25 protein-coding genes are annotated in these 26,628 nt (G+C 54.5%); 13 read left to right on the top strand and 12 right to left on the bottom strand.

The features are described 5' to 3' along the window. Genes ACOTZD_RS15490 through rfaD form a run of 4 tightly spaced genes read right to left on the bottom strand, consistent with a single transcriptional unit; the run spans position 1 to position 4,082 of the window. Positions 1 to 1,110, bottom strand: coding sequence for a glycosyltransferase family 9 protein (locus ACOTZD_RS15490; RefSeq protein ID WP_022650153.1), 1,110 nt, complete (start codon positions 1,108 to 1,110; stop codon positions 1 to 3). 3 nt (positions 1,111 to 1,113) lie between these two features. After that, complete coding sequence (gene rfaC / locus ACOTZD_RS15485; protein WP_032608202.1) at positions 1,114 to 2,097, bottom strand: lipopolysaccharide heptosyltransferase RfaC; 984 nt, start codon at positions 2,095 to 2,097, stop codon at positions 1,114 to 1,116. A 3-nt stretch (positions 2,098 to 2,100) separates the two neighbouring features. Beyond that, complete coding sequence (gene rfaF, locus ACOTZD_RS15480) at positions 2,101 to 3,147, bottom strand: ADP-heptose--LPS heptosyltransferase RfaF (protein ID WP_003860863.1); 1,047 nt, start codon at positions 3,145 to 3,147, stop codon at positions 2,101 to 2,103. Positions 3,148 to 3,149: 2 nt separating this feature from the next. After that, positions 3,150 to 4,082 (bottom strand): ADP-glyceromanno-heptose 6-epimerase, encoded by a 933-nt coding sequence (gene rfaD / locus ACOTZD_RS15475; protein ID WP_045332960.1) that lies wholly within the window; start codon positions 4,080 to 4,082, stop codon positions 3,150 to 3,152. 213 nt (positions 4,083 to 4,295) lie between these two features. On the opposite strand from rfaD, the gene kbl reads away from it, so the two are divergent. Together kbl and tdh are read left to right on the top strand one after the other, a co-directional pair. Further along, a complete protein-coding gene (gene kbl, locus ACOTZD_RS15470; protein WP_022650154.1) occupies positions 4,296 to 5,492 on the top strand; it encodes a glycine C-acetyltransferase in 1,197 nt (398 codons plus the stop codon). A gap of 9 nt (positions 5,493 to 5,501) precedes the next feature. Continuing rightward, positions 5,502 to 6,530, top strand: coding sequence for an L-threonine 3-dehydrogenase (gene tdh / locus ACOTZD_RS15465; protein ID WP_017383610.1), 1,029 nt, complete (start codon positions 5,502 to 5,504; stop codon positions 6,528 to 6,530). A gap of 27 nt (positions 6,531 to 6,557) precedes the next feature. Here tdh and ACOTZD_RS15460 read toward each other — a convergent pair whose 3' ends face one another. Both ACOTZD_RS15460 and ACOTZD_RS15455 read right to left on the bottom strand, forming a co-directional pair. Continuing rightward, entirely contained in the window at positions 6,558 to 7,472 is a 915-nt protein-coding gene (locus ACOTZD_RS15460) for a hypothetical protein (RefSeq protein WP_045350347.1), read from the bottom strand. A 15-nt stretch (positions 7,473 to 7,487) separates the two neighbouring features. Further along, entirely contained in the window at positions 7,488 to 8,693 is a 1,206-nt protein-coding gene (locus tag ACOTZD_RS15455) for a glycosyltransferase (RefSeq protein WP_045350346.1), read from the bottom strand. A gap of 205 nt (positions 8,694 to 8,898) precedes the next feature. Here ACOTZD_RS15455 and ACOTZD_RS15450 point away from each other — a divergent pair, with 205 nt between their 5' ends. Then, positions 8,899 to 9,699, top strand: coding sequence for a glycosyltransferase family 2 protein (locus ACOTZD_RS15450; RefSeq protein ID WP_045894622.1), 801 nt, complete (start codon positions 8,899 to 8,901; stop codon positions 9,697 to 9,699). 11 nt (positions 9,700 to 9,710) lie between these two features. Here the strand turns inward: ACOTZD_RS15450 and ACOTZD_RS15445 are convergent, their stop codons facing one another. The 3 genes from ACOTZD_RS15445 to gpmM are packed head-to-tail and all read right to left on the bottom strand — an operon-like array spanning position 9,711 to position 13,484. Next, entirely contained in the window at positions 9,711 to 10,643 is a 933-nt protein-coding gene (locus tag ACOTZD_RS15445; protein WP_045346012.1) for a divergent polysaccharide deacetylase family protein, read from the bottom strand. 3 nt (positions 10,644 to 10,646) lie between these two features. Then, a complete protein-coding gene (gene envC, locus ACOTZD_RS15440; RefSeq protein WP_026094345.1) occupies positions 10,647 to 11,906 on the bottom strand; it encodes a murein hydrolase activator EnvC in 1,260 nt (419 codons plus the stop codon). A gap of 33 nt (positions 11,907 to 11,939) precedes the next feature. Then, positions 11,940 to 13,484 (bottom strand): 2,3-bisphosphoglycerate-independent phosphoglycerate mutase, encoded by a 1,545-nt coding sequence (gene gpmM / locus ACOTZD_RS15435; protein ID WP_023323979.1) that lies wholly within the window; start codon positions 13,482 to 13,484, stop codon positions 11,940 to 11,942. A 247-nt stretch (positions 13,485 to 13,731) separates the two neighbouring features. On the opposite strand from gpmM, the gene ACOTZD_RS15430 reads away from it, so the two are divergent. The 5 genes from ACOTZD_RS15430 to cysE all read left to right on the top strand — a co-directional run bounded on the left by ACOTZD_RS15430 (position 13,732) and on the right by cysE (position 16,841). Beyond that, positions 13,732 to 14,163, top strand: a complete 432-nt coding sequence (locus ACOTZD_RS15430) for a rhodanese-like domain-containing protein (protein WP_003860840.1) — start codon at positions 13,732 to 13,734, stop codon at positions 14,161 to 14,163. An 11-nt stretch (positions 14,164 to 14,174) separates the two neighbouring features. After that, positions 14,175 to 14,426 carry a glutaredoxin 3 gene (grxC, locus tag ACOTZD_RS15425; RefSeq protein ID WP_003860837.1) on the top strand — a complete coding sequence of 84 codons (252 nt, stop codon included), beginning with the start codon at positions 14,175 to 14,177 and terminating at the stop codon, positions 14,424 to 14,426. Between the two features lie 31 nt (positions 14,427 to 14,457). After that, positions 14,458 to 14,925, top strand: coding sequence for a protein-export chaperone SecB (gene secB, locus ACOTZD_RS15420; protein WP_003860835.1), 468 nt, complete (start codon positions 14,458 to 14,460; stop codon positions 14,923 to 14,925). Continuing rightward, positions 14,925 to 15,944, top strand: coding sequence for an NAD(P)H-dependent glycerol-3-phosphate dehydrogenase (gene gpsA / locus ACOTZD_RS15415; protein WP_006812398.1), 1,020 nt, complete (start codon positions 14,925 to 14,927; stop codon positions 15,942 to 15,944). Before secB ends, gpsA begins: the two co-directional genes overlap by 1 nt. A gap of 75 nt (positions 15,945 to 16,019) precedes the next feature. Further along, entirely contained in the window at positions 16,020 to 16,841 is an 822-nt protein-coding gene (gene cysE, locus ACOTZD_RS15410; RefSeq protein WP_022646641.1) for a serine O-acetyltransferase, read from the top strand. A gap of 54 nt (positions 16,842 to 16,895) precedes the next feature. Here the strand turns inward: cysE and ppiC are convergent, their stop codons facing one another. Beyond that, on the bottom strand, positions 16,896 to 17,177 hold the full coding sequence (gene ppiC / locus ACOTZD_RS15405; protein ID WP_006812396.1) for a peptidylprolyl isomerase PpiC: 282 nt from the start codon (positions 17,175 to 17,177) through the stop codon (positions 16,896 to 16,898). A gap of 85 nt (positions 17,178 to 17,262) precedes the next feature. Between ppiC and rep the strand changes: the two genes are divergently transcribed. Further along, a complete protein-coding gene (gene rep / locus ACOTZD_RS15400) occupies positions 17,263 to 19,287 on the top strand; it encodes a DNA helicase Rep (RefSeq protein WP_003860830.1) in 2,025 nt (674 codons plus the stop codon). 50 nt (positions 19,288 to 19,337) lie between these two features. On the opposite strand, the gene gppA is transcribed toward rep, so the two are convergent. Further along, the gene (gene gppA / locus ACOTZD_RS15395; protein ID WP_032661064.1) at positions 19,338 to 20,822 is read right to left on the bottom strand and encodes a guanosine-5'-triphosphate,3'-diphosphate diphosphatase; all 1,485 of its coding nucleotides are present in this window, start codon (positions 20,820 to 20,822) and stop codon (positions 19,338 to 19,340) included. Positions 20,823 to 20,828: 6 nt separating this feature from the next. Continuing rightward, on the bottom strand, positions 20,829 to 22,097 hold the full coding sequence (rhlB, locus tag ACOTZD_RS15390) for an ATP-dependent RNA helicase RhlB (RefSeq protein ID WP_003860827.1): 1,269 nt from the start codon (positions 22,095 to 22,097) through the stop codon (positions 20,829 to 20,831). Between the two features lie 144 nt (positions 22,098 to 22,241). On the opposite strand from rhlB, the gene trxA reads away from it, so the two are divergent. From trxA to wzzE, 4 genes are all read left to right on the top strand, one after another. Next, positions 22,242 to 22,571: a thioredoxin TrxA gene (gene trxA, locus ACOTZD_RS15385; RefSeq protein WP_006812392.1), complete on the top strand. Its 330-nt coding sequence runs from the start codon at positions 22,242 to 22,244 to the stop codon at positions 22,569 to 22,571. A gap of 341 nt (positions 22,572 to 22,912) precedes the next feature. Continuing rightward, positions 22,913 to 24,172 carry a transcription termination factor Rho gene (gene rho / locus ACOTZD_RS15380; protein WP_001054528.1) on the top strand — a complete coding sequence of 420 codons (1,260 nt, stop codon included), beginning with the start codon at positions 22,913 to 22,915 and terminating at the stop codon, positions 24,170 to 24,172. A 242-nt stretch (positions 24,173 to 24,414) separates the two neighbouring features. After that, complete coding sequence (gene wecA, locus ACOTZD_RS15375; protein WP_001050933.1) at positions 24,415 to 25,518, top strand: UDP-N-acetylglucosamine--undecaprenyl-phosphate N-acetylglucosaminephosphotransferase; 1,104 nt, start codon at positions 24,415 to 24,417, stop codon at positions 25,516 to 25,518. A gap of 13 nt (positions 25,519 to 25,531) precedes the next feature. Beyond that, complete coding sequence (gene wzzE, locus ACOTZD_RS15370; RefSeq protein WP_017383601.1) at positions 25,532 to 26,578, top strand: ECA polysaccharide chain length modulation protein; 1,047 nt, start codon at positions 25,532 to 25,534, stop codon at positions 26,576 to 26,578. Positions 26,579 to 26,628 lie beyond the last annotated feature (50 nt).

Raw genomic sequence — 26,628 nt, 5'->3', positions numbered from 1 at the left:
TTAGTTTCCTTGAGCGTCGGTAGCGCTAGCCAGTGAGCGGGCTTTGGGTAATGTACGGACAAACTGCTGAAGATCGTGTAACGCGGAGTCAGTGACAGAGAATAGCGCTTCCCGTTCTTGCGGAAAGTAATAGCGCGTTTCAAACACATAAGAACAAATGTTGTCGTCATTCCCGATCAGCATCACATTGCCAAGCGGACGCTGTTCGTAATGACAACACGGTCCAAACAGCAGGACCACCGGCACGCCGACGGCGTCTGCGATATAGACATTCCCCGAGTCAGACGCGATATAGCAGTCCATCTTTGAAATGGCCCAGGGAAGCTCTTCTAGCGAAATTTTGCCAATAAGATTAATAAAATTAGGGATTTCACCGTAAAGGCGGGTGATATCATCCATCCACGACTGTTCGTTTGGCGCGCCGAAGACATAAAACTCGCAGGGTAAATCAGCGAGTTGATCAACAATCCGCTTCCAGATAACCGGAGGGACGGTTTTGGCTTTATTGCCTGCCGCAATACTGATGCCGATGCGGATAACGTCAGGTTTATCAAGAATAGCCGGCCAGGTCGTCGGCTTGAAGAGCGGCTTTGTGGCGTGCTTGGGAGAGTCTTGCCATGTGAGCGAGCGGTCGGCCAGTTTCAGGTAGTTCGTCACCGAAAGCGTTTTTTTGCCATGCTCAACGGTACCGTCGGCCGCGAGATAGAAAATCCCGTGATACCACCTGCGCGTGTAAATGCTTAAAAATTGTTTGTTTTTGGCATTGCAGACGGCGGCAAAAAAGAGGTTCACGCTGTTGGGCTGTAGCAGGTAGACGTTGTCGTAGCGGTTCATGATCCTGCACGCGAAGCACAGTTTACGCCACAGGTTGCGCTTATGCTGCTCAATAAAATAGATCTGCTCGATAGTCTCATCATGCTTCGCCAGCGCACCAACGCTGCGACTGATCAACACATCGCTTTTTTGCAGCCAGGCCAGAAGAGGCGTCGCATTAATAAAGTCACCGATTTTGGCTGTTTGAATGACAAGGTTCTTGCCCGTGTCCTTTCGAAACAGCTTCCGGATGAGTTTCACCGGAAAGAGTAAAATCAGCAGAAATACATAACTCATGGGTTAAATATCCCTGTTGGAAAGCCGATGGCTGCCCTGTAAAAATGAAAAAATAGCATCTGCGCTAATATCCTTCGTTTGTTGCGTAGGGCTGACCATCTGATGCTGGTTTTTACCATAACCCCCGATCAACCCCGGATCGGTCGGGCCGAAAATCGTGATATTAGGTCGATCCAGTGCGGCGGTTAAATGGCTTAACCCTGTATCCACAGAAACGACGGCGTTTGCGCCCGCCAGCTGTGCGGCAACTTGCGCCAGCGTGAGTTTGGGTAACACCTCGACATGGGAAAAACCGGCTGCCAGACGCTCCGCACGCTGACGCTCATGTTCAGCGCCCCACGGGAGTTTAATATGGATACCGCAAGGTTGCATTAGTTCAATCAGCCTTCGCCAGTGCGTTTCCGGCCAGTGCTTATCGTCGCGCGTTGTGGCATGCAGGAACACCAGATACGGCGCGGCATGCTCCTCCGTCTCGCGCAAAAAATGCTGTGCAATAGCGTAGTCACCCTGGGCTTCAGGTTTTGCATAGCCCAGGCTTTTCGCGAACAGCTCGCGGGTGCGCTCCACGGCGTGCTGTTGTTTCGCAATATGGTGTCGACGGTTATAGAACAGGCTCGCCAGCGGTTCGCGGGCGGTTTGCCAGTCCATGCCGTGCTTTACGCCATGCGCCAGACGCGTGACCAGCGCGGCGCTTTTCACCAGCCCCTGGGCGTCGACGATCGCGTCGTAACGCCGGGCCTGCACCGCTTCGCGGAAGGCTTTGCGTTCGGCTTTAATCGGTGCGGAGAACCACGCTTTGCGCCAGCGGCGAATGGCCACCGGGATCACGCGATCAACCGCTTCATGCCAGGTGGGGATCTGCGCGAAGCCTTCTTCCACCACCCAGTCAAAACGGATGCCGGGAATGGCCCGCATGGCGTCCGTCAGCGACGGCAGCGTATGCAGAACATCACCCATTGAGGAGGTTTTAACGATCAATACCCGCATCCGTTATCCTTCTTCGCTCAACAGCAATGCGTTGAGTTCTTCAAGGACGCGCTGCGGCGTGATGTCGATCAGGCTCTGATGATAGCCTTCTGCGGCATCGCCTTTACGCACCTTGTGGTAGCCGGTGATTAAACGGATCACGCGCGCCTTGTGCGACAGCGGCGGCGTGAAGTCCGGGCTGCTTGGGCCATACAGCGCAACCAGGGGACGATCCAGCGCGGCGGCGACGTGCATTAAACCGGAGTCGTTCGTCACCACGGCTTTACAGGCGGCAATCAAAATAACCGCCTGCTCGAGCTGCGTTTCCCCGGCCAGGTTTCGGCACCAGGCCTGTTGCTCGGTACTGAGCGTGGCGAGAATTTCATTGCCCGCCTCATGATCTTTCGCCGAGCCAAACAGCACAATCTGATAGCCTTCATCGATAAGCTGTTTCGCCAGCTCTGCATAGTGATAGTGCGGCCAGCGTTTTGCCGGACCAAACTCCGCGCCAGGGCAGAACCCAATCATCGGGCGTTCGGACGAAATGCCAAATGCGTTGCAGGTGTGGGATTTCTCCCCATCGCTTACCTGGAGCTGCGGCCACAGCAGCGGCTGCGGCAGATCTTTCGCGCTGCGCATCACGCCTTTGTCGTAGGCCAGCGCCACGTAGCGCTCGACCATCAGTGGCCAGGCCTCTTTATCCAGCACACGAGCATCGTTCAGCAGGCCGTAGCGCATTTCACCGCGCCAGCCGGTACGATGCGGGATGCCCGCAAAGAAGGGCACAAGGGCAGATTTGAAGGAGTTAGGTAGCACGTAGGCGCGGTCATAGCGTTTCTCGCGCAGGCTGTGGCCGAGTTTGCGGCGTTCACCGATTTCCAGCGCCCCGTGGCCGAGCGGCATCGGGATCGCCTCGTTCACTTCCGGCATACGCGATAACAGCGGACGGCACCATGCGGGTGCCATCACGTCGATTATCGCCTGGGGATAACGCGCCTTGAGCGTGCGATAGAGACTTTGCGACATCATCATGTCGCCCACCCATGACGGGCCGATCACCAGAATTTTCATACTTATGCGTCGCGGTTCAGCCAGGCCATATATTCCGTTACGCCTTCGGCAACGGTCTTGAACGGCTTGTCGTAGCCTGCGGCGCGCAGGTTAGTCAGGTCCGCCTGAGTGAATGCCTGGTAGCGGCCTTTCAGCTTATCCGGGAACGGAATGTACTCGATGCTGCCTTTCCTATGGTACGCCAGCGTCGCGTCTGCCACCGCCTGGAAGGATTCCGCGCGGCCGGTGCCCAGGTTGAAAATGCCGGACACGCCATTTTCCAGGAACCACAGGTTCACTGCCGCCACGTCGCCCACGTAGACGAAGTCACGCTTGAAGCCGTCGCTGCCTTCAAACAGTTTCGGGCTTTCGCCGTTATTTAACTGGGTGTTCAGGTGGAACGCCACGCTCGCCATGCTGCCTTTGTGGCCTTCGCGCGGCCCGTAGACGTTGAAGTAGCGGAAGCCGACAATTTGCGAGTTCGCTTCAGGCAGGATCTGACGCACGTACTCATCAAACAGGAATTTGGAGTAACCGTAGACGTTCAGCGGCTGCTCATATTCGCGGGATTCGATGAAATCTGAAGTGCGCCCACCGTAGGTTGCCGCGGAAGAGGCATACAGGAACGGAATTTCACGCTCCAGGCAGTAGTGCAGGAGCTCTTTGGAGTACTGATAGTTGTTATCCATCATGTACTTGCCGTCCCACTCGGTGGTGGAGGAGCATGCACCTTCGTGGAAGATGGCTTCGATCTCGCCGAACTCTTCACCCGCCATAATCTGGATAAGGAAGTCTTCTTTATCCATGTAGTCAGCGATGTTCAGATCCACCAGGTTCACGAACTTGGTGCCGTCTTTCAGGTTGTCCACTACCAGAATGTCGGTGATGCCTTTGTCATTGAGGGCCTTAACAATATTGCTGCCGATAAAGCCCGCGCCGCCAGTAACGATGATCATAACTGTAACCTTTGAAGTATGAGTCGGGGAATATCCCGAACGCTAATCTCTTTATCATATCATCACAATGCTCAGGCTTCAGCCATTCACCGATATGCAGCAGGGGTACGCGTGATTTATGCTGCAAAAACGAGAAGAGATACTGCGTCATCTCGTCATGAACTATTGGTTTGGGTAATATGTGCCAAAATTTGCCGAGTCTGGAGAATTGCAATGCGTGGTGATTTTTACAAACAGTTAAACAGCGACCTCGAGACCGCACGTGCGGAAGGGTTGTTCAAAGAAGAGCGTATTATCACGTCTGCCCAGCAGGCGGACATCACCGTTGCCGACGGCAGCCATGTGATCAACTTTTGCGCGAACAACTACTTAGGTCTTGCGAATCACCCTGAGCTGATTGCCGCGGCGAAAAACGGCATGGACACCCACGGTTTCGGTATGGCCTCCGTTCGCTTTATCTGCGGTACCCAGGACAGCCACAAGCAGCTTGAGCAAAAGCTGGCGAACTTCCTCGGAATGGAAGACGCGATTCTGTACTCATCCTGCTTCGACGCCAACGGCGGTCTGTTTGAAACCCTGCTCGGCGCAGAAGATGCGATTATCTCCGACGCCCTGAACCACGCCTCCATCATCGACGGTGTTCGCCTGTGTAAAGCGAAGCGTTTCCGCTACGCCAACAACGACATGGTTGAGCTGGAAGCCCGCCTGAAAGAGGCCCGTGAAGCCGGTGCCCGCCACGTGCTGATCGCCACCGACGGCGTGTTCTCCATGGATGGCGTGATCGCCAACCTGAAGGGCGTGTGCGATCTGGCGGATAAATACGACGCGCTGGTGATGGTGGATGACTCTCACGCGGTTGGCTTTGTCGGCGAAAACGGTCGCGGCTCCCACGAATACTGTGACGTAATGGGCCGCGTGGACATCATCACCGGTACGCTGGGCAAAGCGCTCGGCGGCGCGTCTGGCGGTTATACCGCTGCGCGTAAAGAGGTGGTTGAGTGGCTGCGTCAGCGCTCCCGCCCGTACCTGTTCTCCAACTCCCTGGCGCCGGCGATTGTGGCTGCCTCTATTAAAGTGCTGGAGATGGTGGAATCCGGCGCTGAGCTGCGCGACCGCCTGTGGGCTAACGCCCGCCTGTTCCGTGAAAAAATGAGTGCCGCAGGATTCACCCTGGCCGGTGCTGACCACGCGATCATTCCGGTGATGCTGGGCGACGCGGTTGTCGCGCAGCAATTTGCTCGTGAGCTTCAGAAAGAAGGGATTTACGTGACCGGGTTCTTCTTCCCGGTGGTACCAAAAGGTCAGGCGCGTATCCGCACCCAGATGTCTGCGGCGCACTCGCCTGAACAAATTGAACGTGCGGTGGAAGCCTTTACCCGCATCGGCAAACAGCTGGGCGTAATTGCCTGAGGACGTGTGATGAAAGCGTTATCCAAACTGAAAGCGGAAGAAGGGATTTGGATGACCGACGTACCGGAGCCGGAAGTCGGTCATAACGATCTGCTGATCAAAATTCGTAAAACCGCCATCTGCGGTACTGACGTTCACATCTACAACTGGGACCAGTGGTCGCAAAAAACTATTCCCGTGCCAATGGTAGTCGGCCACGAATATGTCGGCGAAGTAGTCGGCATCGGCCAGGAAGTGAAAGGCTTCAACATTGGCGACCGCGTCTCCGGTGAAGGCCACATTACCTGTGGTCACTGCCGCAACTGTCGCGGTGGGCGTACCCACCTGTGCCGCAACACCGTCGGCGTGGGCGTGAACCGTCCGGGCTGCTTCGCGGAATACCTGGTGATCCCGGCGTTTAACGCGTTCAAAATCCCGGACAATATCTCTGACGATCTGGCCTCCATCTTCGACCCGTTCGGCAACGCGGTACATACGGCGCTCTCCTTCGACCTGGTGGGGGAAGACGTGCTGGTCTCCGGCGCAGGCCCCATCGGTATTATGGCGGCAGCCGTGGCGAAGCATGTGGGTGCGCGCAACGTGGTGATCACCGACGTGAACGAATACCGCCTGTCGCTGGCGCGCAAAATGGGCGTCACCCGCGCGGTGGATGTCTCGAAAGAGAGCCTGACCGACGTGATGGAAGAGCTGGGCATGACCGAAGGCTTTGACGTGGGTCTGGAGATGTCCGGCGCGCCACCCGCGTTCCGCACCATGCTCGACACCATGAACCACGGTGGTCGTATCGCGATGCTGGGTATTCCGCCGTCAGATATGTCCATCGACTGGAACAAAGTCATCTTCAAGGGGCTATTCATTAAGGGCATCTATGGCCGCGAGATGTTTGAGACCTGGTACAAGATGGCCGCGCTGATCCAGTCTGGTCTGGATCTGTCCCCGATTATCACTCACCGTTTCTCCATCGATGAGTTCCAGCAGGGCTTTGACGCGATGCGTTCCGGCCAGTCAGGGAAAGTGATCCTGAGCTGGGATAAATAATGAAAAAGGGGCCAGCGGCCCCTTTTTTTACTGATTCTTTTTCTCTTCGTCCGTCAGGTAACGCACCTTGCGGGTGTAGTCCTGACCTTTGAACAGCAGTTTGTTATCCGGCGATTCCAGATACTTCTGCCACTCGGAAAGCGGGAAACCACCGTGCGCGCCAATCACTTCTTTCGGCACAACGGCTTCCTGACCGCCGATCTTCTTGGAGACCGGCCAGTTCATCCAGTCGCCCAGGTTAACCGTTTTTACATCCAGCATGTCCAGCAGCGCAGCGAGCGGCAGCTGATCGGTCGGCGGCTGCGTATCGTCCATCAGCTCCCAGGTATCCTGGAACAGCGTCAGCCACAGCGGGCAGATACGGCGCCAGGTCTTTTTGGTGGCCGCAAGAAACGCGCCGTTAACGTGATCGACCAGATACGGGCGCACCGTTTCTTTGTAATATGCCGGCACTTTCTCCGCTGGCGCACCGTCCAGCTTGGCAATCATTTTGCCCTGACGGAAGCTGGAGTAGATGTGCATATCCGCCATGTTGATCTCTGGCATTTTAAGCAGGTTGAGATCGGAGTCGATCATCAGCACCCCTTCACCGCGCGCCTGCAACGGAGCATTAAGCTTCACCAGACGACTGAGGTAGATTTGCTTATAGCGGTAGTCTTCTTCACGTTTTGGAAGCGTGAGGGTCACAACGCGGGTTTTTAGCGGCAGCTCGCCGAAAGCGGATTCAGGCTGATCGCTGACGATAACAATCTCGCTGACGTCGGTGGCGTAACGCTCTGCAAAGGTCGCTGATAATAACGCCTCTTCGACGAAATCCGCGCCCGTACACGGGATCACAATGGAATCAACCGCAACGAGATCGCGCGTGACCGGAAGGGAAGCGTAAGGAATGTTATGACGCCCGGTAATGTGGCGGTAGCGAGCATTCAGGAATTTAAACATGTTCTTCTCGTTTGGTTATTGCGCGCCAAGAACGGCCTCGACACCGTTAACATAGCTTTCAATGGCATACATGTTGCAGACATTCTGGTGTGCGGCAGCGGCGAGCCGGGCGCGCAGAGCAGGATCCTGCCAGATATTATCCAGATGTTGAGCAAGTTGCGACACGTCGCTCCAGGGAAACAGCAGGCCGGTCGACTCATGATCGATCAATTCTGCCGTGCCGGTCACCTTTGAACCAATCACGGGAATATTCAGCAGCATTGCCTCCAGCACGACGCGCGGCAGGCCTTCGCTCTTCGAGGCCAGAATAAATGCGTCAAAGGTGGCGAGATAGTCAAAAGGCGTGTTCTGGAAACCGGTAAAAATGACGTGCTCAGCAATACCCAGCGCGTCAGCCTGTGCCGCCAGTGCGCCGCGCTCCGCCCCTTCACCGACCAGCACCATCTTCCATTTTGCCTGCGGGTGCCTCTGGCTGAACTGTGCCAGCGCCTCCAGCGTATGGTGGTTGGCTTTGCGAGGGATTAGCGAGCCAATGCTGCCGAACACAAACGTGTCGTCATCAATGTTCAGGCGCTGGCGCATCGCGCGTCGGTCAGGCAAAGGCTGGTGGATGTCGATAGCATTGTTGACCGTGGTACACAGCGCTGGCCGGACGCCATGCTGAAGTAGCACACGTTCAACGCCGTGCGAGACGGCGATGATTTTTGTGGCATGGGCATTCACCAGCTTCACCAGCGGCGGGGTCAGCACCGGTTCAATCCGGCAGTGCTGGATTATCCGCGCATGCAGGTTTGCGCCCGCCAGATACCCTTCTTCGTTAGAGCCTGGCTGGTTGTTCATATACAGCGTATCGAAACCACCTTCCCTGAAAATGGTCTCGATCTTGCTGACGTTGGGGCGAATGCGCCACAGGGTATCGATATGTCGCGTAAATGCTTTGCGCGCCGAACGCGAGAAAAACAGCAGACCACGTCCCGCTTCTTTCAGGAGTTTTGCCCATGCCGGTTGCTTACGTTGAGGGATAACGAGTAGAGGTATCCCAATGCTATTGAGCACCTGGCCTATCGTTTCACCTTCAGCACGACTATAATCACTGTAAAAACAACAAGTAATGTCGAATTTTTCGCGGTTGATTCGCTTCAGAAGCTCAAGCATACTGTTGGTACCTCCCCCCCATTCTTTGCCCGTGTCCAGGAGGAGGATTTTACGTTTTTGCGGCATGTCTGAATCCGTATGCTACCCTTCATCTGACCGCATTATAAAGAATTTGTTGAAATAAAATAGATTTTTTGTATTTCTTTGTCTTTTTATAAGAAAACGTTTTAAACGCGCTTATTTTAAAAGTGTGATTTAAGACTTTAATCGCCTCTTCTCAATTAGATACTATTAGCGAAAGTATTTATGTTGTTATTGAGAGAGTGAGAAAATGTTTAAAATAACGGTCTGCTTATTAACGTTTAACTCCGAAAGAACGTTGCACGATGTTATTCCTCCTCTTTTAAAAATAGCGGATGAATTCGTTGTAGTTGATTCCGGAAGTACAGACGCAACGATATATATTTGCCAGAGTTATGGATTGTCGGCCATATTCAAAAAATATAGCTGGCACGGCGAGCAGATGAACCATGCCGTATCCCATGCACACAACGACTGGGTGCTGTGCATGGACAGCGACGAAATACTCGATCAAGAAACCGTTGATGCTATTTTAAAATTAAAAATGGGCGATGAACCCGAATCGGATATGGCGTGGCGGATATGTCGTCACTGGTTTGTTCTGGGAGAAAATGTCCGAACGATTTATCCCGTCTCATCACCGGATTATCCGGTGCGTCTTTTTAACCGTACGCAGTCGCGATTTAATAACCGGCCAGTAGACGATCAGGTCGAAGGTTTTCTCCATTCTGAACGTATTCCTGGCTATGTCAGACATGATACATTTTATTCACTGCATGAACTTTTCAATAAATTAAACGGATATACCACTCGCCTGGTTCAATATCAGACGATACGTCCCTCTCTTAGTCGCGGAGCGATCAGCGCTATCGGCGCATTTTTCAAATGGTATCTGTTTAGTGGTGCCTGGCGTCAGGGCAAAGTGGGTGTGGTGACAGGGTTTTATGCCACGGCGTACAGTTTTTTGAAGTATTTCAAGGCCTGGTATCAGAATCGGGAAAAGAAAGAGTCCGTTGCAAAAGAGCAGTCGGACTCTTATCTGGCAGAATAGGCGTTAGCCGATCAGGCTTTTTTTCCCCAACCCTGCCACTGTTGCTGGACGTATTTAACCAGCGTACTGCTGCTGATGCTTTCGCCAATCACCGTGAAGAAGCGGGTTGCATAGACCGGTTCAGGCGGCTGTTTCAGCGTGCAGTTCTTCACGCCGCGGAATGGATTACGCGGCTGCGTTGCGGGTGGTTGCGCGCTACCCGGACGAGAAGTATCCACCTGAGGTTCATTGAGCAGATCGCTCGGACGCACTAGCGTGATATCGGCGGGTAACCCCGGCAACATTTGCTGCAAAACGCGAACGGTAGATGGATGCGGATGCCCAATGGCAATCGCCGAACCGTTACGGCGCGCCAGCTGTACCGCGCGGTTGAACTGCATGCGGATATCCGCTTCGTTCTGGGAGTCATCCAGGAATACTTTGCGCTTGATGACTTTCACGCCCGTTCCCTGAGCGGCACGCATCGCCTGGCTGTTGCCGATGGTCATGCTGTCGAGGAAATAGAGGTTGTAACGCTCCAGCGCCTGCATCACTTTCAGCATACCGTACAGGCTGGAGGTCATCGCGCTGCCCATATGGTTATTCAGACCTACGGCATACGGCACTTTATTGTATGCATCGCGGATGATGCGATCGATCTCGTCGCTGCTCATGTCCGGGCGCAGGGTATCTTTTTCCAGCGGCTGCTTGCTGAGGGGGGCCATCGGCAGATGGATAAGGACCTGATGGCCGCCATTGTGAGCTTTGGTCGCCATTTCATGCGCGTGAGGCGCATTAGGCAGGACGGCGACAGAGATGGCTGACGGCATCGCCAGCACCTGATTTTCATAGTGTGGTCGATAACCGAAGTCATCAATCACAATCGCGAGTTTGCCTGCATAAACCGGTGCAGCCAGCGCCAGTGCGCTGACTACGGAAAAAACAATTCGACGAAATTGAAGCAAAACTTATCTTCCCAACCACGGCTGTGGATTGACCGCCTGACCCTGACGACGAATTTCGAAATAGAGTGACGGGCGGCCCTGACCGCCACTGCTGCCCACAAGGGCAATGGGTTGACCCGCGCGCACCTGAGTGCCAACGCTGACCAGCGCACTCTGGTTGTAGCCGTAAAGACTCATGTCGCCTTTACCGTGTTCAACCACCACCACGAGCCCATAACCCTGTAGCCAGTCGGCCAGGATCACGCGGCCATCGGCGATGGCTTTCACTTCGCTACCTTCAGACGCACCGATAACGATCCCCTTCCAACGTAGCTCACCCTGCAACTGTTCGCCATAGCGATGCAGGATCGTACCGCGAACGGGCCAGTAAGCCTGACCACGCGGGGAGCCGAGGCCGCCGGTACGGGACATCAGGGAACGTTCATTTTCAGTCGGTTTGTAGGTGGTGCCTTTGCGGGAGGCTTCCTGCTGCTTGTTACGCACCGCCTGCGCTTCGCGCGCTTCTTTTTCGGCGCGCGCTTTGGCCGCGGCTTCTGCCCGGGCAATGCTGTTACGCAGTCTCGATTCGTTGGCGCGCATTTCGCTCAGCTGGCTTTGTCCTGCCTGGATAGAGGACTCCAGCCCGGCGAGCGTCTTCTTACGCTCATTGCGCGCCTGCTCAAGCTTCTCCTGCTGCGCCTGCTGATCGTAGAGCAGCGTTTGCTGCTGGCTCTGCTTCTCTTCCAGCTCGGCTTTTTGCGTGGTGACTTCTTCGCGCGTCTGTTTCAGCTGCGCAATGGTCTCCTGACGCGCCTGGTTAAGATAGCCGAAATAGGCCTGTAAACGCTGACCTCGCTGGCTCTCTTCACCGCTGAGGATCAGCTGAAGACCTGTGTGTTCACCCTGACGGAAAGCAGCATCAAGCTGTGCAGCAAGGTTCCGCTCCTGGGCATCGCGCTGACGCTCCAGTTTCGCAATCGACGCGTTCATTTCATCGATTTGCTTATTGAGCTGGGCAAGGGTGTTTTGTGTTTCACGCAGCTTACGCGCGGCGGCGGAAATGGCCTCTTCCTGCTTTTTAAGCTGGGCGAGCAGGGTGGCGCGCTGCTGTTGCTGCTGACGTACCGCACGCTCTTTGGCGGCGATATCGGCCTGAATGGATTTAAGCTGATCGCGGTCATCCGCATGGGCGGATGCGGCGCACAGCAATACGCCAGCGCTGAGTGCGCTGGCGCAAAGCAGAGGTCTGACTGATAACCGAAGCGGCTTCACGACCCATGTGATTGAAAAAATCGCCTTTCCCCTCATGGGGAGCGATTATTCCACGATGAACAGCGGCTTGCCAGTCATCTCTTCAGGGATTTCCATACCCATCAGCGACAACATGGTTGGCGCGATGTCGGAAAGCTTGCCGCCTTCCACTGCTTTCACTGATTTATTACCCACATAAATCAGTGGAACAGGCAGGTTGGTATGGGCGGTATGTGCCTGACCGGTTGCCGGGTCACGCATCTGTTCTGCGTTACCGTGGTCAGCGGTAATCAGCAGTTGGCCGCCTACGGATTCAACCGCTTTCGCAACCTGCTCAACGCAGTGGTCCAGCGCTTCAACCGCTTTAACGGCTGCTTCCATCACGCCGGTGTGGCCCACCATATCGCCATTCGGATAGTTACAGATGATGGTGTCGTATTTACCGCTTTCGATCGCGGCCACCAGTTTTTCGGTCAGCTCCGCAGAGCTCATTTCTGGCTGGAGATCGTAAGTGGCGACTTTCGGTGAGTTAATCAGGATGCGGTCTTCGCCTTTAAACGGCTCTTCTACGCCGCCGTTAAAGAAGAATGTCACGTGCGCATACTTCTCAGTTTCGGAGATGCGCAGCTGCGTTTTGTCATTTTTCGCCATCCACTCGCCGAAGGTGTTTGCCAGCGAGGCGGGCGGATACGCGCATGGGGCTTTGATATCCGCTGCATATTCGGTCAACTGGATGAAATCAATCTTCGCCACTTTCTTACGGGCGAAACCGTCGAAATCGCTGTTGACGAAGGCGCGGGTGATTTCGCGCGCGCGATCGGCACGGAAGTTCATGAAGATCAGCGCATCGCCATCTTCCATGGCGGCATCGGCCTGGCCTTCAGCGCGGATCACGGTTGCCTTCACAAATTCGTCGTTTTCATCACGCGCGTAAGCCGCTTCCAGGCCTTCAACGGCGGTCGGGAACTGGAACTCGCCTTTTGCCAGGGTCAGCAGATCATAGGCTTGCTCAACGCGGTCCCAGCGGTTGTCGCGGTCCATGGCATAGTAACGACCAATGATGGACGCCACGCGGCCTTTGCCCAGTGCGGCAAATTTGTCTTCAAACGCTTCAAGAGAACCTTTTGCGCTGCGTGGTGGCGTATCGCGACCATCCAGGAAGGCGTGCAGATAGATTTTTTCCGCACCGCGCTCAGCGGCCAGTTCTACCATCGCCATGATGTGATCTTCGTGGCTGTGAACACCGCCCGCAGAGAGCAGACCCATAATGTGAACGGCCTTGCCTGCGGCAACGGCTTTATCAACCGCTCCGGTGAGCGTTGGGTTGGCAAAGAATGTACGTTCTTTGATTTCAACGTCCAGGCGTGTCAGGTCCTGATAAACGATACGGCCCGCACCCAGGTTAACGTGACCCACTTCTGAGTTTCCCATCTGACGATCCGGCAGACCCACTTCCAGGCCAGACGCATCAATCAGGGTGTGGGGACGTTTTGCCCATAGCGCATCCATAACCGGGGTTTTGGCGTTGAAAATGGCGTTATCCTGTTGATCTTCACGGTAGCCATAGCCATCCAGAATCACCAGTACCATAGGTTTTTTAGAAACCGACATTGCGACAACCTCATGCTCAAGAGACAAAAAATTTGCGTAATTTTACTACAGCTGAATCGATAAAATAGCCGCAGAAGATCAAAGAAAGCGCGGGGGCAAGGCTGTTCTCAGGCCATTTTGAGGCTTTTTTTACGTGGCATGCCGCAGAAAATAGATTAGCTTTATGTCGCTGGCTGTATTTGCCACAGCGCACAGGTATACTCCTGTCCTGGTTTTTTTAATCACTTAGTCGGGAGTTGTTACCCCCATGCAAGAAATTATGCAATTCGTTAGCCGCCACCCGGTTCTGAGCATCGCGTGGATTGGCCTGCTGGTCGCTGTACTGTTCACCACATTTAAAGGACTGACGTCTAAAATTAAGGTGATCACCCGCGGTGAAGCGACACGTCTGATCAACAAAGAGGACGCCGTGGTTGTCGATCTGCGTCAGCGCGACGATTTCCGCAAGGGCCATATTGCAGGTGCTATCAACCTGCTGCCAGCGGAAATTAAAGCGAACAACATTGGTGAGCTGGAGAAGCATAAAGCCCAGCCGATTATTGTTGTTGACGGCACTGGCATGCAGGCGCAGGAATCTGCCAACGCACTGCATAAAGCAGGCTTTGAAAACGTAACGGTGCTGAAAGAAGGCATCTCCGGCTGGAGCGGGGAGAATCTTCCTTTAGTGCGCGGTAAATAAGGAGTTAAGTGATGGCCAATATTGAGATCTACACCAAAGCAACGTGCCCGTTCTGCCACCGAGCGAAAGCGCTGCTGTCCAGCAAAGGCGTAACGTTCAAGGAACTGCCGATCGATGGTGACGCGATTAAACGCGAAGAGATGATCCAACGCAGTGGTCGCACAACGGTTCCACAGATTTTTATTGATGCGCAGCACATTGGCGGCTGTGATGACTTGTATGCGCTCGACGCCCGTGGTGGACTCGATCCGCTGCTGAGCTAGAGACTTTAGGACAATTAAAAAGGGTTTTTCCATGTCAGAACAAAATAACACCGAGATGACTTTCCAGATCCAGCGCATCTATACCAAGGATGTCTCTTTCGAAGCGCCAAATGCGCCGCACGTTTTCCAGAAAGACTGGCAGCCAGAGGTTAAACTTGATCTGGATACCGCATCCACCCAGCTGGCGGATGATGTGTATGAAGTCGTACTGCGTGTCACCGTGACCGCCTCTCTGGGCGAAGAAACTGCGTTCCTGTGCGAAGTTCAGCAGGGCGGTATCTTCTCCATCGGCGGCATCGAAGGTAACCAGATGGCGCATTGCCTGGGTGCATACTGCCCGAACATCCTGTTCCCGTATGCGCGTGAATGCATCACCAGCCTGGTTTCTCGCGGTACATTCCCGCAACTGAACCTCGCGCCAGTAAACTTTGATGCGCTGTTCATGAACTATCTACAGCAGCAGGCTGGCGAAGGTGCCGAACAACATCAGGATGCCTGATGAGCACTGTTAATGCGTCAATGACTGTGATCGGTGCCGGCTCTTACGGCACCGCTCTTGCCATCACGCTGGCAAGAAATGGTCACGACGTGGTCCTGTGGGGCCACGATCCAAAACATATCGCGACGTTGCAACACGACCGCTGCAACGTGGCGTTTCTCCCGGACGTTCCGTTCCCTGACTCTCTCTATCTGGAAAGCGACCTCGCGACTGCGCTGGCGGCCAGCCGCAATATTCTGATTGTGGTGCCAAGCCACGTGTTTGGCGAAGTCCTGCGTCAGATTAAGCCGCTGATGCGTGCGGATGCGCGTATTGTGTGGGCGACGAAGGGGCTGGAAGCGGAAACCGGACGTCTGTTGCAGGACGTTGCCCGCGAAGCGCTGGGAACAGCGATCCCGCTGGCGGTGATCTCGGGGCCGACCTTTGCCAAAGAGCTGGCTGCGGGCTTGCCGACGGCGATCTCGCTGGCGTCCACCGACCAGGCATTTTCCGACGATCTTCAGCAACTGCTGCACTGCGGCAAAAGCTTCCGCGTGTACAGCAACCCTGATTTTATCGGCGTACAGCTGGGCGGCGCGGTGAAGAACGTCATTGCCATCGGGGCCGGGATGTCTGACGGCATCGGTTTCGGCGCGAATGCGCGTACGGCGCTGATCACCCGTGGTCTGACCGAAATGTCCCGCCTGGGCGAAGCGCTGGGTGCCGATCCGGCCACTTTTATGGGAATGGCTGGGCTGGGCGACCTGGTGCTGACCTGCACCGATAACCAGTCGCGTAACCGCCGCTTTGGCATGATGCTCGGACAGGGCAGCGATGTAAAAAGCGCGCAGGAGAAGATTGGTCAGGTGGTTGAAGGCTATCGCAATACCAAAGAAGTTCGCGAATTGGCGCACCGTTTCGGTGTCGAAATGCCAATAACCGAGGAAATTTATCAGGTATTGTATTGCGGAAAAAATGCGCGCGAGGCAGCATTGACCTTATTAGGTCGTGCGCGCAAGGACGAGCGCAGCAGCAATTAGCCGGGAAGTATCGTCACCTGAATGACCCAGCCAGCGCAGAACTGGCTGGTCATTAACTATCGTCTGGAGCAAGCAATGCCGTGTGAAGAACTGGATATCGTCTGGAATAATATTAAAGCCGAAGCCCGAGCTTTGGCCGACTGTGAGCCCATGCTGGCCAGTTTCTATCACGCGACGCTACTTAAGCACGAAAATCTCGGCAGCGCCCTGAGCTATATGCTTGCCAATAAACTGGCTTCCCCTATCATGCCTGCTATTGCCATTCGCGAGGTGGTGGAAGAGGCCTACGCCGCAGATCCGGAGATGATTGCTTCTGCCGCCTGCGACATTCAGGCCGTGCGTACGCGTGACCCGGCGGTGGATAAATACTCCACGCCGCTACTGTATCTCAAAGGATTCCACGCTTTACAGGCGTACCGCATCGGCCACTGGTTATGGAATGAGGGACGCCGCGCGCTGGCCATCTTTCTTCAAAACCAGGTTTCCGTGACCTTCCAGGTCGATATTCATCCGGCGGCGAAAATTGGCCGTGGGATCATGCTCGACCACGCCACCGGCATTGTTGTCGGTGAAACGGCGGTGATCGAAGATGACGTGTCGATCCTGCAATCCGTTACGCTGGGCGGTACCGGTAAAACCAGCGGCGATCGCCATCCGAAAATTCGTGAAGGGGTGATGATTGGCGCGGGTGCTAAAATCCTCGGCAATATTGAAGTCGGACGCGGCGCGAAGATTGGCGCGGGGTCGGTTGTGCTCCAGCCTGTACCGCCGCACACCACCGCCGCTGGCGTCCCGGCGCGCATCGTCGGTAAGCCAGACAGCGATAAGCCGTCGATGGATATGGATCAGCACTTCAACGGTATTCACCACACCTTCGAATACGGCGACGGCATCTGAACGCCGGAACAGCCAAATAAAAAAGCCCGGTGAGTCAATGCACCGGGCTTTTGATTAGTTGCGGTATAACACTTTGATAATGTGATAGCCGAACTGCGTATGCAGTGGGCCGGTTGGCTCCAGCACCGGGCAGGAGAAAACCACTTTATCAAACGCCGGGACCATCTGGCCCTGGCGGAACTCGCCTAAGTCACCACCGCGTTTGCCTGACGGGCAAATCGAGTGTTTCTTCGCCAGTTTGCCGAAGTCGGCGCCGTTTTTAATCTGTTCGAGCAGATCCTGTGCCAGTTTCTCTTCTTTAACAAGGATATGCAGTGCTGCTGCTGTTTTTGCCATGATCGTGCCTTGAGTCGACTAGTTTACGGTCGGTATACTACCACGCGTTTTTCCTCCTCTCCCGACTTTCATTGAGTGATCATTTATGCGTTTAAACCCCGGACAACAACAAGCTGTCGAATTCGTCACCGGACCCTGCCTGGTGCTGGCGGGAGCGGGATCCGGTAAAACACGCGTGATCACCAACAAAATCGCCCATTTAATTCGGGGTTGTGGATACCAGGCGCGCCATATCGCGGCGGTCACCTTTACCAACAAAGCGGCGCGTGAGATGAAAGAGCGCGTCGGCCAGACGCTGGGCCGTAAAGAGGCGCGCGGGCTGATGATCTCCACCTTCCACACGCTGGGTCTGGATATTATCAAGCGCGAATACGCGGCGCTGGGCATGAAGTCCAACTTTTCTCTCTTTGATGACACCGACCAGGTGGCGCTGCTTAAAGAGCTAACGGAAGGGCTGATCGAAGATGACAAAGTGCTGTTGCAACAGCTGATCTCGACGATCTCGAACTGGAAAAACGATCTGATGACGCCGGCCCAGGCAGCGGCAAGCGCCAAAGGCGAGCGCGACCGCATCTTTGCCCACTGTTATGGCCTGTACGACGCGCATATGAAAGCCTGTAACGTCCTGGATTTCGACGATCTGATCCTGCTGCCGACGCTGCTGCTTCAGCGGAATGAAGAGGTGCGCGAGCGCTGGCAGAACAAAATTCGTTACCTGCTGGTGGATGAATACCAGGATACCAACACCAGCCAGTACGAGCTGGTAAAGCTGCTGGTAGGGCAGCGTGCGCGCTTTACCGTCGTAGGCGATGACGATCAGTCGATTTACTCCTGGCGTGGCGCACGTCCGCAGAACCTGGTGCTGCTGAGCAAAGACTTCCCGGCGTTGCAGGTGATTAAACTGGAGCAGAACTACCGTTCCTCCGGGCGTATCCTGAAGGCGGCGAACATCCTGATTGCCAATAACCCGCACGTCTTTGAGAAGCGCCTGTTCTCCGAACTGGGTTACGGCACCGAGCTGAAAGTCCTTAGCGCCAATAACGAAGAGCACGAAGCGGAGCGCGTAACCGGCGAGCTGATTGCCCATCACTTCGTCAACAAAACTGAATACAAGGATTACGCGATCCTCTATCGCGGTAACCACCAGTCGCGCGTCTTTGAAAAGATGCTGATGCAGAACCGCATCCCCTACAAAATCTCCGGCGGTACGTCGTTCTTTTCGCGTCCGGAAATCAAGGATCTGCTGGCCTATCTGCGCGTGCTGACCAACCCGGATGACGACAGCGCTTTCCTGCGCATTGTAAATACGCCGAAGCGCGAGATTGGCTCTGCGACGCTGCAAAAGCTGGGTGAATGGGCGATGACCCGCAACAAAAGCCTGTTCACCGCCAGCTTCGATATGGGGCTGAGCCAGACCCTGACCGGGCGCGGCTATGAGGCCTTAACCCGCTTTACCCACTGGCTGGGTGAGGTGCAGCGTCTGGCTGAGCGCGAGCCTGTGGCGGCAGTACGCGATCTGATCCACGGCATTGATTACGAATCCTGGTTGTATGAAACCTCCGCCAGCCCGAAAGCGGCAGAGATGCGCATGAAAAACGTTAACCAGCTCTTCAGCTGGATGACCGAAATGCTTGAAGGATCTGAGATTGACGAGCCCATGACCCTGACGCAGGTGGTCACCCGCTTCACGCTGCGCGATATGATGGAGCGCGGGGAAAGCGAAGAAGAGGCCGATCAGGTTCAGCTGATGACGTTACATGCCTCGAAAGGGCTGGAGTTCCCTTATGTCTATCTGGTGGGGATGGAAGAGGGCCTATTGCCGCACCAGAGCAGCATTGATGAAGATAACGTCGACGAAGAGCGCCGTCTGGCCTACGTTGGGATCACCCGTGCGCAGAAAGAGCTGACGTTTACGCTGTGCAAAGAGCGCCGTCAGTATGGTGAGCTGGTGCGCCCGGAGCCGAGCCGTTTTCTGCTGGAGTTGCCTCAGGACGATCTTATCTGGGAGCAGGAGCGTAAAGTCATTACCGCTGAAGAGCGTATGCATAAAGGGCAGGCAAACGTGGCAAACATTCGCGCGATGCTGGCAAAAGCCAAAGAGAAGGGATAACTATTTGTAGGCCGGGTAAGGCGAAGCCGCCACCCGGCACGCTTCAAGGGTCACTTCACATCAAGCGCCCAGTGCACATAGCTCTGCCACTGGTACTCCTGCTCAATCAGTTCCGCCCCAAGGGGATGATCCTCAAGCCAGTTTTCCGGTAGCGTCAGCGTCAGTTTCTCCTCGTCTGCCGCCAGCGTAATGGCTGGCAGCAAATCATCTCGACGCCGACTGGCAAACAGGATCGCCAGCCGAAGCAGACGACACAGATGCTCCGCCACGCGCGGCGGCACAGCGTTCTGCTGGTGAAGGGAAGAGAGATCGACGGCGTTAGTCTGATTCAGCAGCAGGGTGGCCAGCAGCTTCTTCTGGGCGGGCGTATAACCCGGCAAATCGAGATTACGCACCAGCCAGGCCGCGTGCAGCGGTGCCTGCTTGTACTCCACGCTGAGACCAATTTCATGTAGCGCACAGGCGCTTAGCAACAGATCGCGGCTTAACGGTTCAATATCCCAGCTTTTTTTCACCTGATCGGCAAACTGTGACGCCAGTTGACTCACTCTCTGCGCCTGGTCGGTATCCACAATAAAGCGGCGTTGAACGTTACGCAGCGTACGGCTACGGATGTCCTGATCGACCGACTGGTGCAGCATTCCGTAGACCAGACCTTCACGCAGCGCACCGCCTGCCAGGGTCATACACTGGATATTAAGCTCGGTGAAAATGGCAATCAGTATGGCGAGCCCACTGGGGAAAACCAGCGCGCGTTCAAGCGTCAGCCCTTCTATTTCAAGCTCTTCCAGACGACCACACTGGATGGCGCGCTGTTTAAGCTGCTGGAGTTTGGCAAGCGTGATCCGCTCGTCCATCCCCTGTGCCATCATGATTTCCTGCAACGCCTGCACGGTTCCGGACGCGCCGACACACACTTTCCAGCCGTGATAGCGCAGTTCGTCCATGACCGGGCGCAGGACCGCACGCGCCGCGTTTTCCGCCTCGTCAAAATTCTCTTTGGCAAGGTTTCGATCGGTAAAGTAGCGTTCCAGCCAGGTCACACAGCCCATTGACAGGCTGAAGAGCGACGTCGCCTGCGCGCCTGTGCCCGTGACCAGTTCGGTACTGGCGCCACCGATATCGACCACCAGACGACGATCGTCGCCGCCGGTCGTATGCGCCACACCCTGATAAATCAGACGCGCTTCTTCTTCACCGCTGATGACCTGCACCGGACAGCCCAGAATTTCCTGTGCTCTGGCAATGAAATCGCCAGCGTTAACCGCCAGACGAAGGGTCGCCGTGGCAACAACGCGAATTTGACTGAGCGGGATATCCTGTAAACGTTCTGCAAACAGACGCAGACACTGCCAGCCACGTTCCATGGCTTCCGGGGAGAGATGATTATCGCTGCTCAGGCCCGCCGCGAGGCGGACCTTGCGCTTAATGCGCGTCAGCGTTTGTATGCTTCCCGCCACCTCGCGCACAACCAGCATATGAAAACTATTCGAACCGAGATCAATTGCCGCATAAAGCGAGGTGGAGCTGAGCATATTTTCTTAACCTGAACGACGACGATTACGCGGTGCACCGCCGGAACGACGCGGGCCATTGCCGGAGCGTGGACGTGTAAGGCGCTTAGGTGGCGGCAACTCGCTTAACAGCGCTTCCGGATTGTATTTGCTCTGTGGAATAGAGTGACCGATGTAGGTCTCAATGGCCGGAAGGTTCAGCGCATACTCTTCACACGCAAGGCTGATGGAGTGACCGCTTGCGCCTGCACGACCAGTACGACCGATACGGTGTACATAGTCTTCACAGTCATCTGGCAGGTCATAGTTAAAGACGTGCGTCACGGCTGGAATGTGCAGGCCACGGGCCGCCACGTCGGTCGCGACCAGAATATCAAGGTCGCCACGAGTAAATTCGTCGAGAATGCGCAGGCGTTTTTTCTGCGCCACGTCGCCGGTCAGCAGACCCACACGGTGACCATCTGCCGCCAGGTGTCCCCAGATATCTTCACAGCGGTGTTTGGTGTTCGCGAAGATAATCGCGCGATCCGGCCACTCTTCTTCGATCAGGGTTTGCAACAGGCGCATTTTCTCTTCATTAGAAGGATAAAAAAGCTCTTCTTTAATGCGGTGCCCGGTTTTCTGCTCCGGTTCTACTTCCACATATTCCGCATTGTTCATCTGCTCGAATGCGAGTTCACGTACGCGGTATGACAGGGTTGCGGAAAACAGCATGTTCAGACGCTGGTTTGCCGCAGGCATACGGCGGAACAGCCAGCGGATGTCTTTAATGAAGCCCAGATCGTACATGCGGTCTGCTTCATCCAGCACCACGACCTGGATTGCGCCGAGGTTGATATGGTTCTGTTTGGCGTAGTCGATAAGACGGCCGGTGGTCCCAATCAGGATATCGACGCCGCTTTCCAGCACTTTCAGCTGTTTATCGTAGCCGTCGCCGCCGTAGGCCAGGCCAAGTTTCAGGCCGGTGGCTTGCGCCAGGGGCTCAGCGTCTGCGTGGATCTGTACCGCCAGTTCTCGCGTCGGGGCCATAATTAGCGCGCGCGGCTGGTTAACTTTGCGGTCTGCAATCGCTGGGTGAGAAAGTAAATAATGAAACGTTGACGTTAAAAACGCCATCGTTTTGCCAGTACCGGTTTGCGCCTGCCCTGCAACATCGCGACCGGCCAGCGTCAGCGGCAGGGCGAGAGCCTGAATGGGCGTGCAGTTATGAAACCCTTTAGTTTCAAGGGCTTCGATCACCTTTGGGTGCAGGGCGAAGTCGGAAAACTTCTGTTCTGTTAAATGTGTTTTGCTCATAGTGTGGTAGAATATCAGCTTACTATTGCTTTACGAAAGCGTATCCGGTGAAATAAAGTCAACCTTTAGTTGGTTAATGCGACATCAACACGTCGTTGGTGGAGACAAAACCAACGTACCAGGCTTATTCCTGTGGAGTTATATATGAGCGATAAAATTATTCACCTGACTGACGACAGTTTTGACACGGACGTACTTAAAGCTGACGGGCTGATCCTCGTTGATTTCTGGGCTGAATGGTGTGGTCCTTGCAAAATGATCGCTCCGATTCTGGATGAAATCGCTGACGAATATCAGGGCAAACTGACCGTTGCCAAGCTGAACATCGACCAGAACCCGGGCACCGCGCCAAAATACGGTATCCGTGGCATCCCGACCCTGCTGCTGTTCAAGAACGGTGACGTGGCAGCGACCAAAGTGGGCGCACTGTCCAAAGGTCAACTGAAAGAGTTCCTGGACGCTAACCTGGCGTAAGGTTTCTCAGCTGAGCGTCCAGAGCGCCTAATTAACGGCGAGATCTGGACGCCCGGCTTTAGTCGTGCTAAGTTAGCTATGACTACGTTTTAAACATATCTTGTTGTTTGAATCTTGTTTTACCCGATACTTCCCGTTGTTAACATAAACAGTGCGTGAAGTTGCTAGATTCCGGGCTTGTCACTCAATCCGTCTTGTCGTTTCAGTTCTGCGTTCTTTCCCTGTGACCAGACAGCGAACAGACATGAGGTGATGGCCGCTAAACAGGCATGGATGACCCTGCCATACCATTCACAACATTAAGTTCGAGAATCACCCCGAGTTTAAGAACCCACACCATTATGAATCTTACCGAATTAAAGAATACGCCGGTTTCTGAGCTGATCACTCTCGGCGAAAATATGGGACTGGAAAACCAGGCTCGTATGCGCAAGCAGGACATCATTTTCGCCATCCTGAAGCAGCACGCTAAGAGTGGCGAAGATATCTTTGGCGACGGTGTGCTGGAGATACTGCAAGACGGATTTGGTTTCCTCCGCTCCGCAGACAGCTCCTACCTCGCCGGCCCTGACGACATCTACGTATCCCCTAGCCAAATCCGCCGTTTCAACCTCCGCACTGGTGACACCATTTCAGGTAAGATTCGTCCTCCAAAAGAGGGTGAACGCTACTTTGCGCTGTTGAAGGTTAACGAAGTCAACTACGACAAACCGGAAAACTCCCGCAATAAGATCCTGTTCGAGAACTTAACGCCGCTGCACGCGAACTCTCGCCTGCGCATGGAGCGTGGTAACGGGTCTACTGAAGACTTAACCGCGCGTGTGCTGGATCTGGCATCGCCAATTGGTCGTGGCCAGCGTGGTCTGATTGTAGCGCCGCCAAAAGCCGGTAAAACCATGCTGCTGCAAAACATCGCGCAGAGCATTGCTTACAATCACCCAGACTGTGTGCTGATGGTGCTGCTGATTGACGAACGTCCGGAAGAAGTGACCGAGATGCAGCGTCTGGTGAAAGGGGAAGTGGTTGCGTCTACCTTCGACGAGCCTGCTTCCCGCCACGTTCAGGTTGCGGAAATGGTTATCGAGAAGGCGAAACGCCTGGTTGAGCACAAGAAAGATGTGATCATCCTGCTCGACTCCATCACCCGTCTGGCGCGTGCCTACAACACCGTGGTGCCGGCTTCCGGTAAAGTACTGACCGGTGGTGTGGATGCCAACGCCCTGCATCGTCCGAAGCGTTTCTTCGGTGCGGCGCGTAACGTGGAAGAGGGCGGTAGCCTGACCATTATCGCGACGGCGCTGATCGATACCGGCTCCAAAATGGACGAAGTTATCTACGAAGAGTTCAAAGGTACAGGCAACATGGAACTGCACCTTTCTCGTAAAATCGCAGAAAAACGCGTCTTCCCGGCGATCGACTACAACCGTTCCGGTACCCGTAAAGAAGAGCTGCTTACCACTCAGGAAGAGCTTCAGAAAATGTGGATCCTGCGCAAAATCATCCATCCAATGGGCGAAATCGACGCAATGGAATTCCTCATCAACAAACTGGCGATGACCAAAACGAACGACGATTTCTTCGACATGATGAAACGCTCGTAACGCAAATAATCCCAGTAAACGCCACGTTTTTACGTGGCGTTTTTTATTTATGGACTATACGCTATTACCACACACTCCCAATTTTGACCTGTCGGTGCGACAATAAGAATGTTTGCACAGTCAAAGAAATAATTGATTGAAAAACATACAAAGGGAGTTGTGAGAAGCCATCTTTAATCCTTCTGAGGCAGTGGCTTCATGGTTATACTTCCGGGACTAACATTTGTTGAGAGCAATCCATTGTGAATCTACTCACTGCAGTAACTGAGCTGATCAGTATTTTTTTATTCACAACCTGTTTTTTGTTCATTGCGCGCAAGGTAGCAAAAAGAATTGGGTTAGTGGACAAACCGAACTTCCGTAAACGTCATCAGGGGCTTATTCCGCTGGTGGGCGGCATTTCGGTATACGCAGGCATCTGTTTCACATTCGGGATCGCGGATTATTATATCCCCCATGCCGCACTCTATCTGGCATGTGCCGGTGTGCTGGTACTGGTCGGCGCCCTTGATGATCGTTTTGATATCAGCGTGAAGTTCCGCGCGACGGTACAGGCGGCCATTGGCATCATTATGATGGTGGTAGGCGGCCTCTATCTCAGAAGCCTGGGCTACGTGTTTGGTCCCTGGGAGCTGGTGCTTGGGCCATTCGGCTTCTTCCTGACGCTGTTTGCCGTGTGGGCGGCTATCAACGCCTTTAACATGGTTGACGGTATAGACGGTCTGCTTGGTGGGCTGTCCTCTGTTTCGTTTGGCGCGATCGGCATCATCTTATGGTTTGACGGCCAGTACAGCCTGTCAATGTGGTGCTTTGCTATGATTGCCGCCATCCTGCCATACATCTGCCTGAACCTGGGTGTGTTAGGGCGTCGCTATAAAGTCTTTATGGGCGATGCGGGCAGTACCCTGATTGGCTTTACGGTTATCTGGGTCCTGCTGGAAACCACGCAGGGTAAAACGCACCCTATCAGCCCGGTAACGGCTCTCTGGATTATCGCCATCCCGCTGATGGACATGGTCGCTATTATGTACCGCCGTCTGCGTAAAGGAATGAGCCCGTTTTCTCCCGATCGGCAGCATATTCACCACCTGATTATGCGCGCCGGCTTCACGTCTCGTCAGGCATTTGTGTTGATTACGCTTGCGGCTGCTATTCTGGCTGCGATTGGCGTTGCCGCAGAATACGCACATTTCATTCCTGAATGGGTAATGTTGGTATTATTCTTGCTAGCATTTTTCATGTACGGTTACTGCATCAAGCGTGCATGGAAAGTCGCGCGTTTTATTAAACGTTTAAAACGCAGGATGCGTCGGAACAGTGGCAAAAACACAACATTAACTAAGTAAAACCGGGACTATGATGACTCAACCGTTGGCGGGAGCGAAATCAGTGGGCACTGAGAACGAGCTGGATATTCGTGGTTTGTTTCGCGTGTTATGGCAGGGCAAACTGTGGATTGTAGGGATTGCCCTGGGGTTCGCGCTGTTAGCGCTTGCTTACACCTTCTTTGCAAAACAAGAGTGGAGCGCCACGGCGATCACAGACCGACCAACGGTGAATATGCTTGGAGGCTACTACTCCCAGCAGCAATTCCTGCGTAATCTTGATATCAAGGCCAATCTGGCGACCCCGGATCAGGCCTCGGTGATGGATGAATCCTACAAAGAGTTTGTGATGCAGCTGGCGTCGTGGGATACACGTCGCGATTTCTGGTCCCAGACGGACTACTACAAGCAGCGCATGGTCGGTAACAGCAAAGCGGATGCCGCGCTGCTGGATGATCTGATTAATAACATTCAGTTTATGCCTGGCGATGTGCTTCGTAACGTTAGCGACAGCGTGAAGCTGATTGCGGAAACGGCGCCGGACGCCAATAACCTGTTGCGTCAGTACGTTGCTTTTGCCAGCCAGCGCGCGGCCAGTCATTTGAATGACGAGCTGAAAGGCGCCTGGGCTGCGCGCACTATCCAGATGAAAGCGCAGGTCAAACGCCAGGAAGAGGTCGCTAAGGCCATCTTCGCCCGTCGCGTGCATAATCTTGAGCAGGCGCTGAAGATTGCGGAACAGCACAATATTTCCCGTAGCGAAACGGATGTTCCGGCGGACGAACTCCCGGATTCAGAAATGTTCCTTCTTGGTCGCCCAATGCTTCAGGCTCGTCTGGAAAATATCCAGGCCGTTGGCCCTGACTTTGACCTTGATTACGACCAAAACCGCGCCATGCTCAATACGCTCAACGTCGGTCCAACGCTGGACCCGCGTTTTCAGACCTATCGTTATTTAAGAACGCCTGAAGAGCCTGTAAAACGCGATAGTCCGCGTCGCGCATTCCTGATGATCATGTGGGGGATTGTGGGCGCACTGACTGGCGCTGGCGTAGCGTTATTGCGTCGCCGCACAAACTAAGAACGCCGTCTACGATGAAGGCTGCGGCCTTCATCGTCTAATCGAAGAGA

Source organism: Enterobacter cloacae complex sp. SHL022 (genome assembly GCF_049237785.1).
GTDB lineage: Bacteria > Pseudomonadota > Gammaproteobacteria > Enterobacterales > Enterobacteriaceae > Enterobacter > Enterobacter hormaechei_C.
This window is presented reverse-complemented; position numbering and strand designations above follow the sequence as displayed.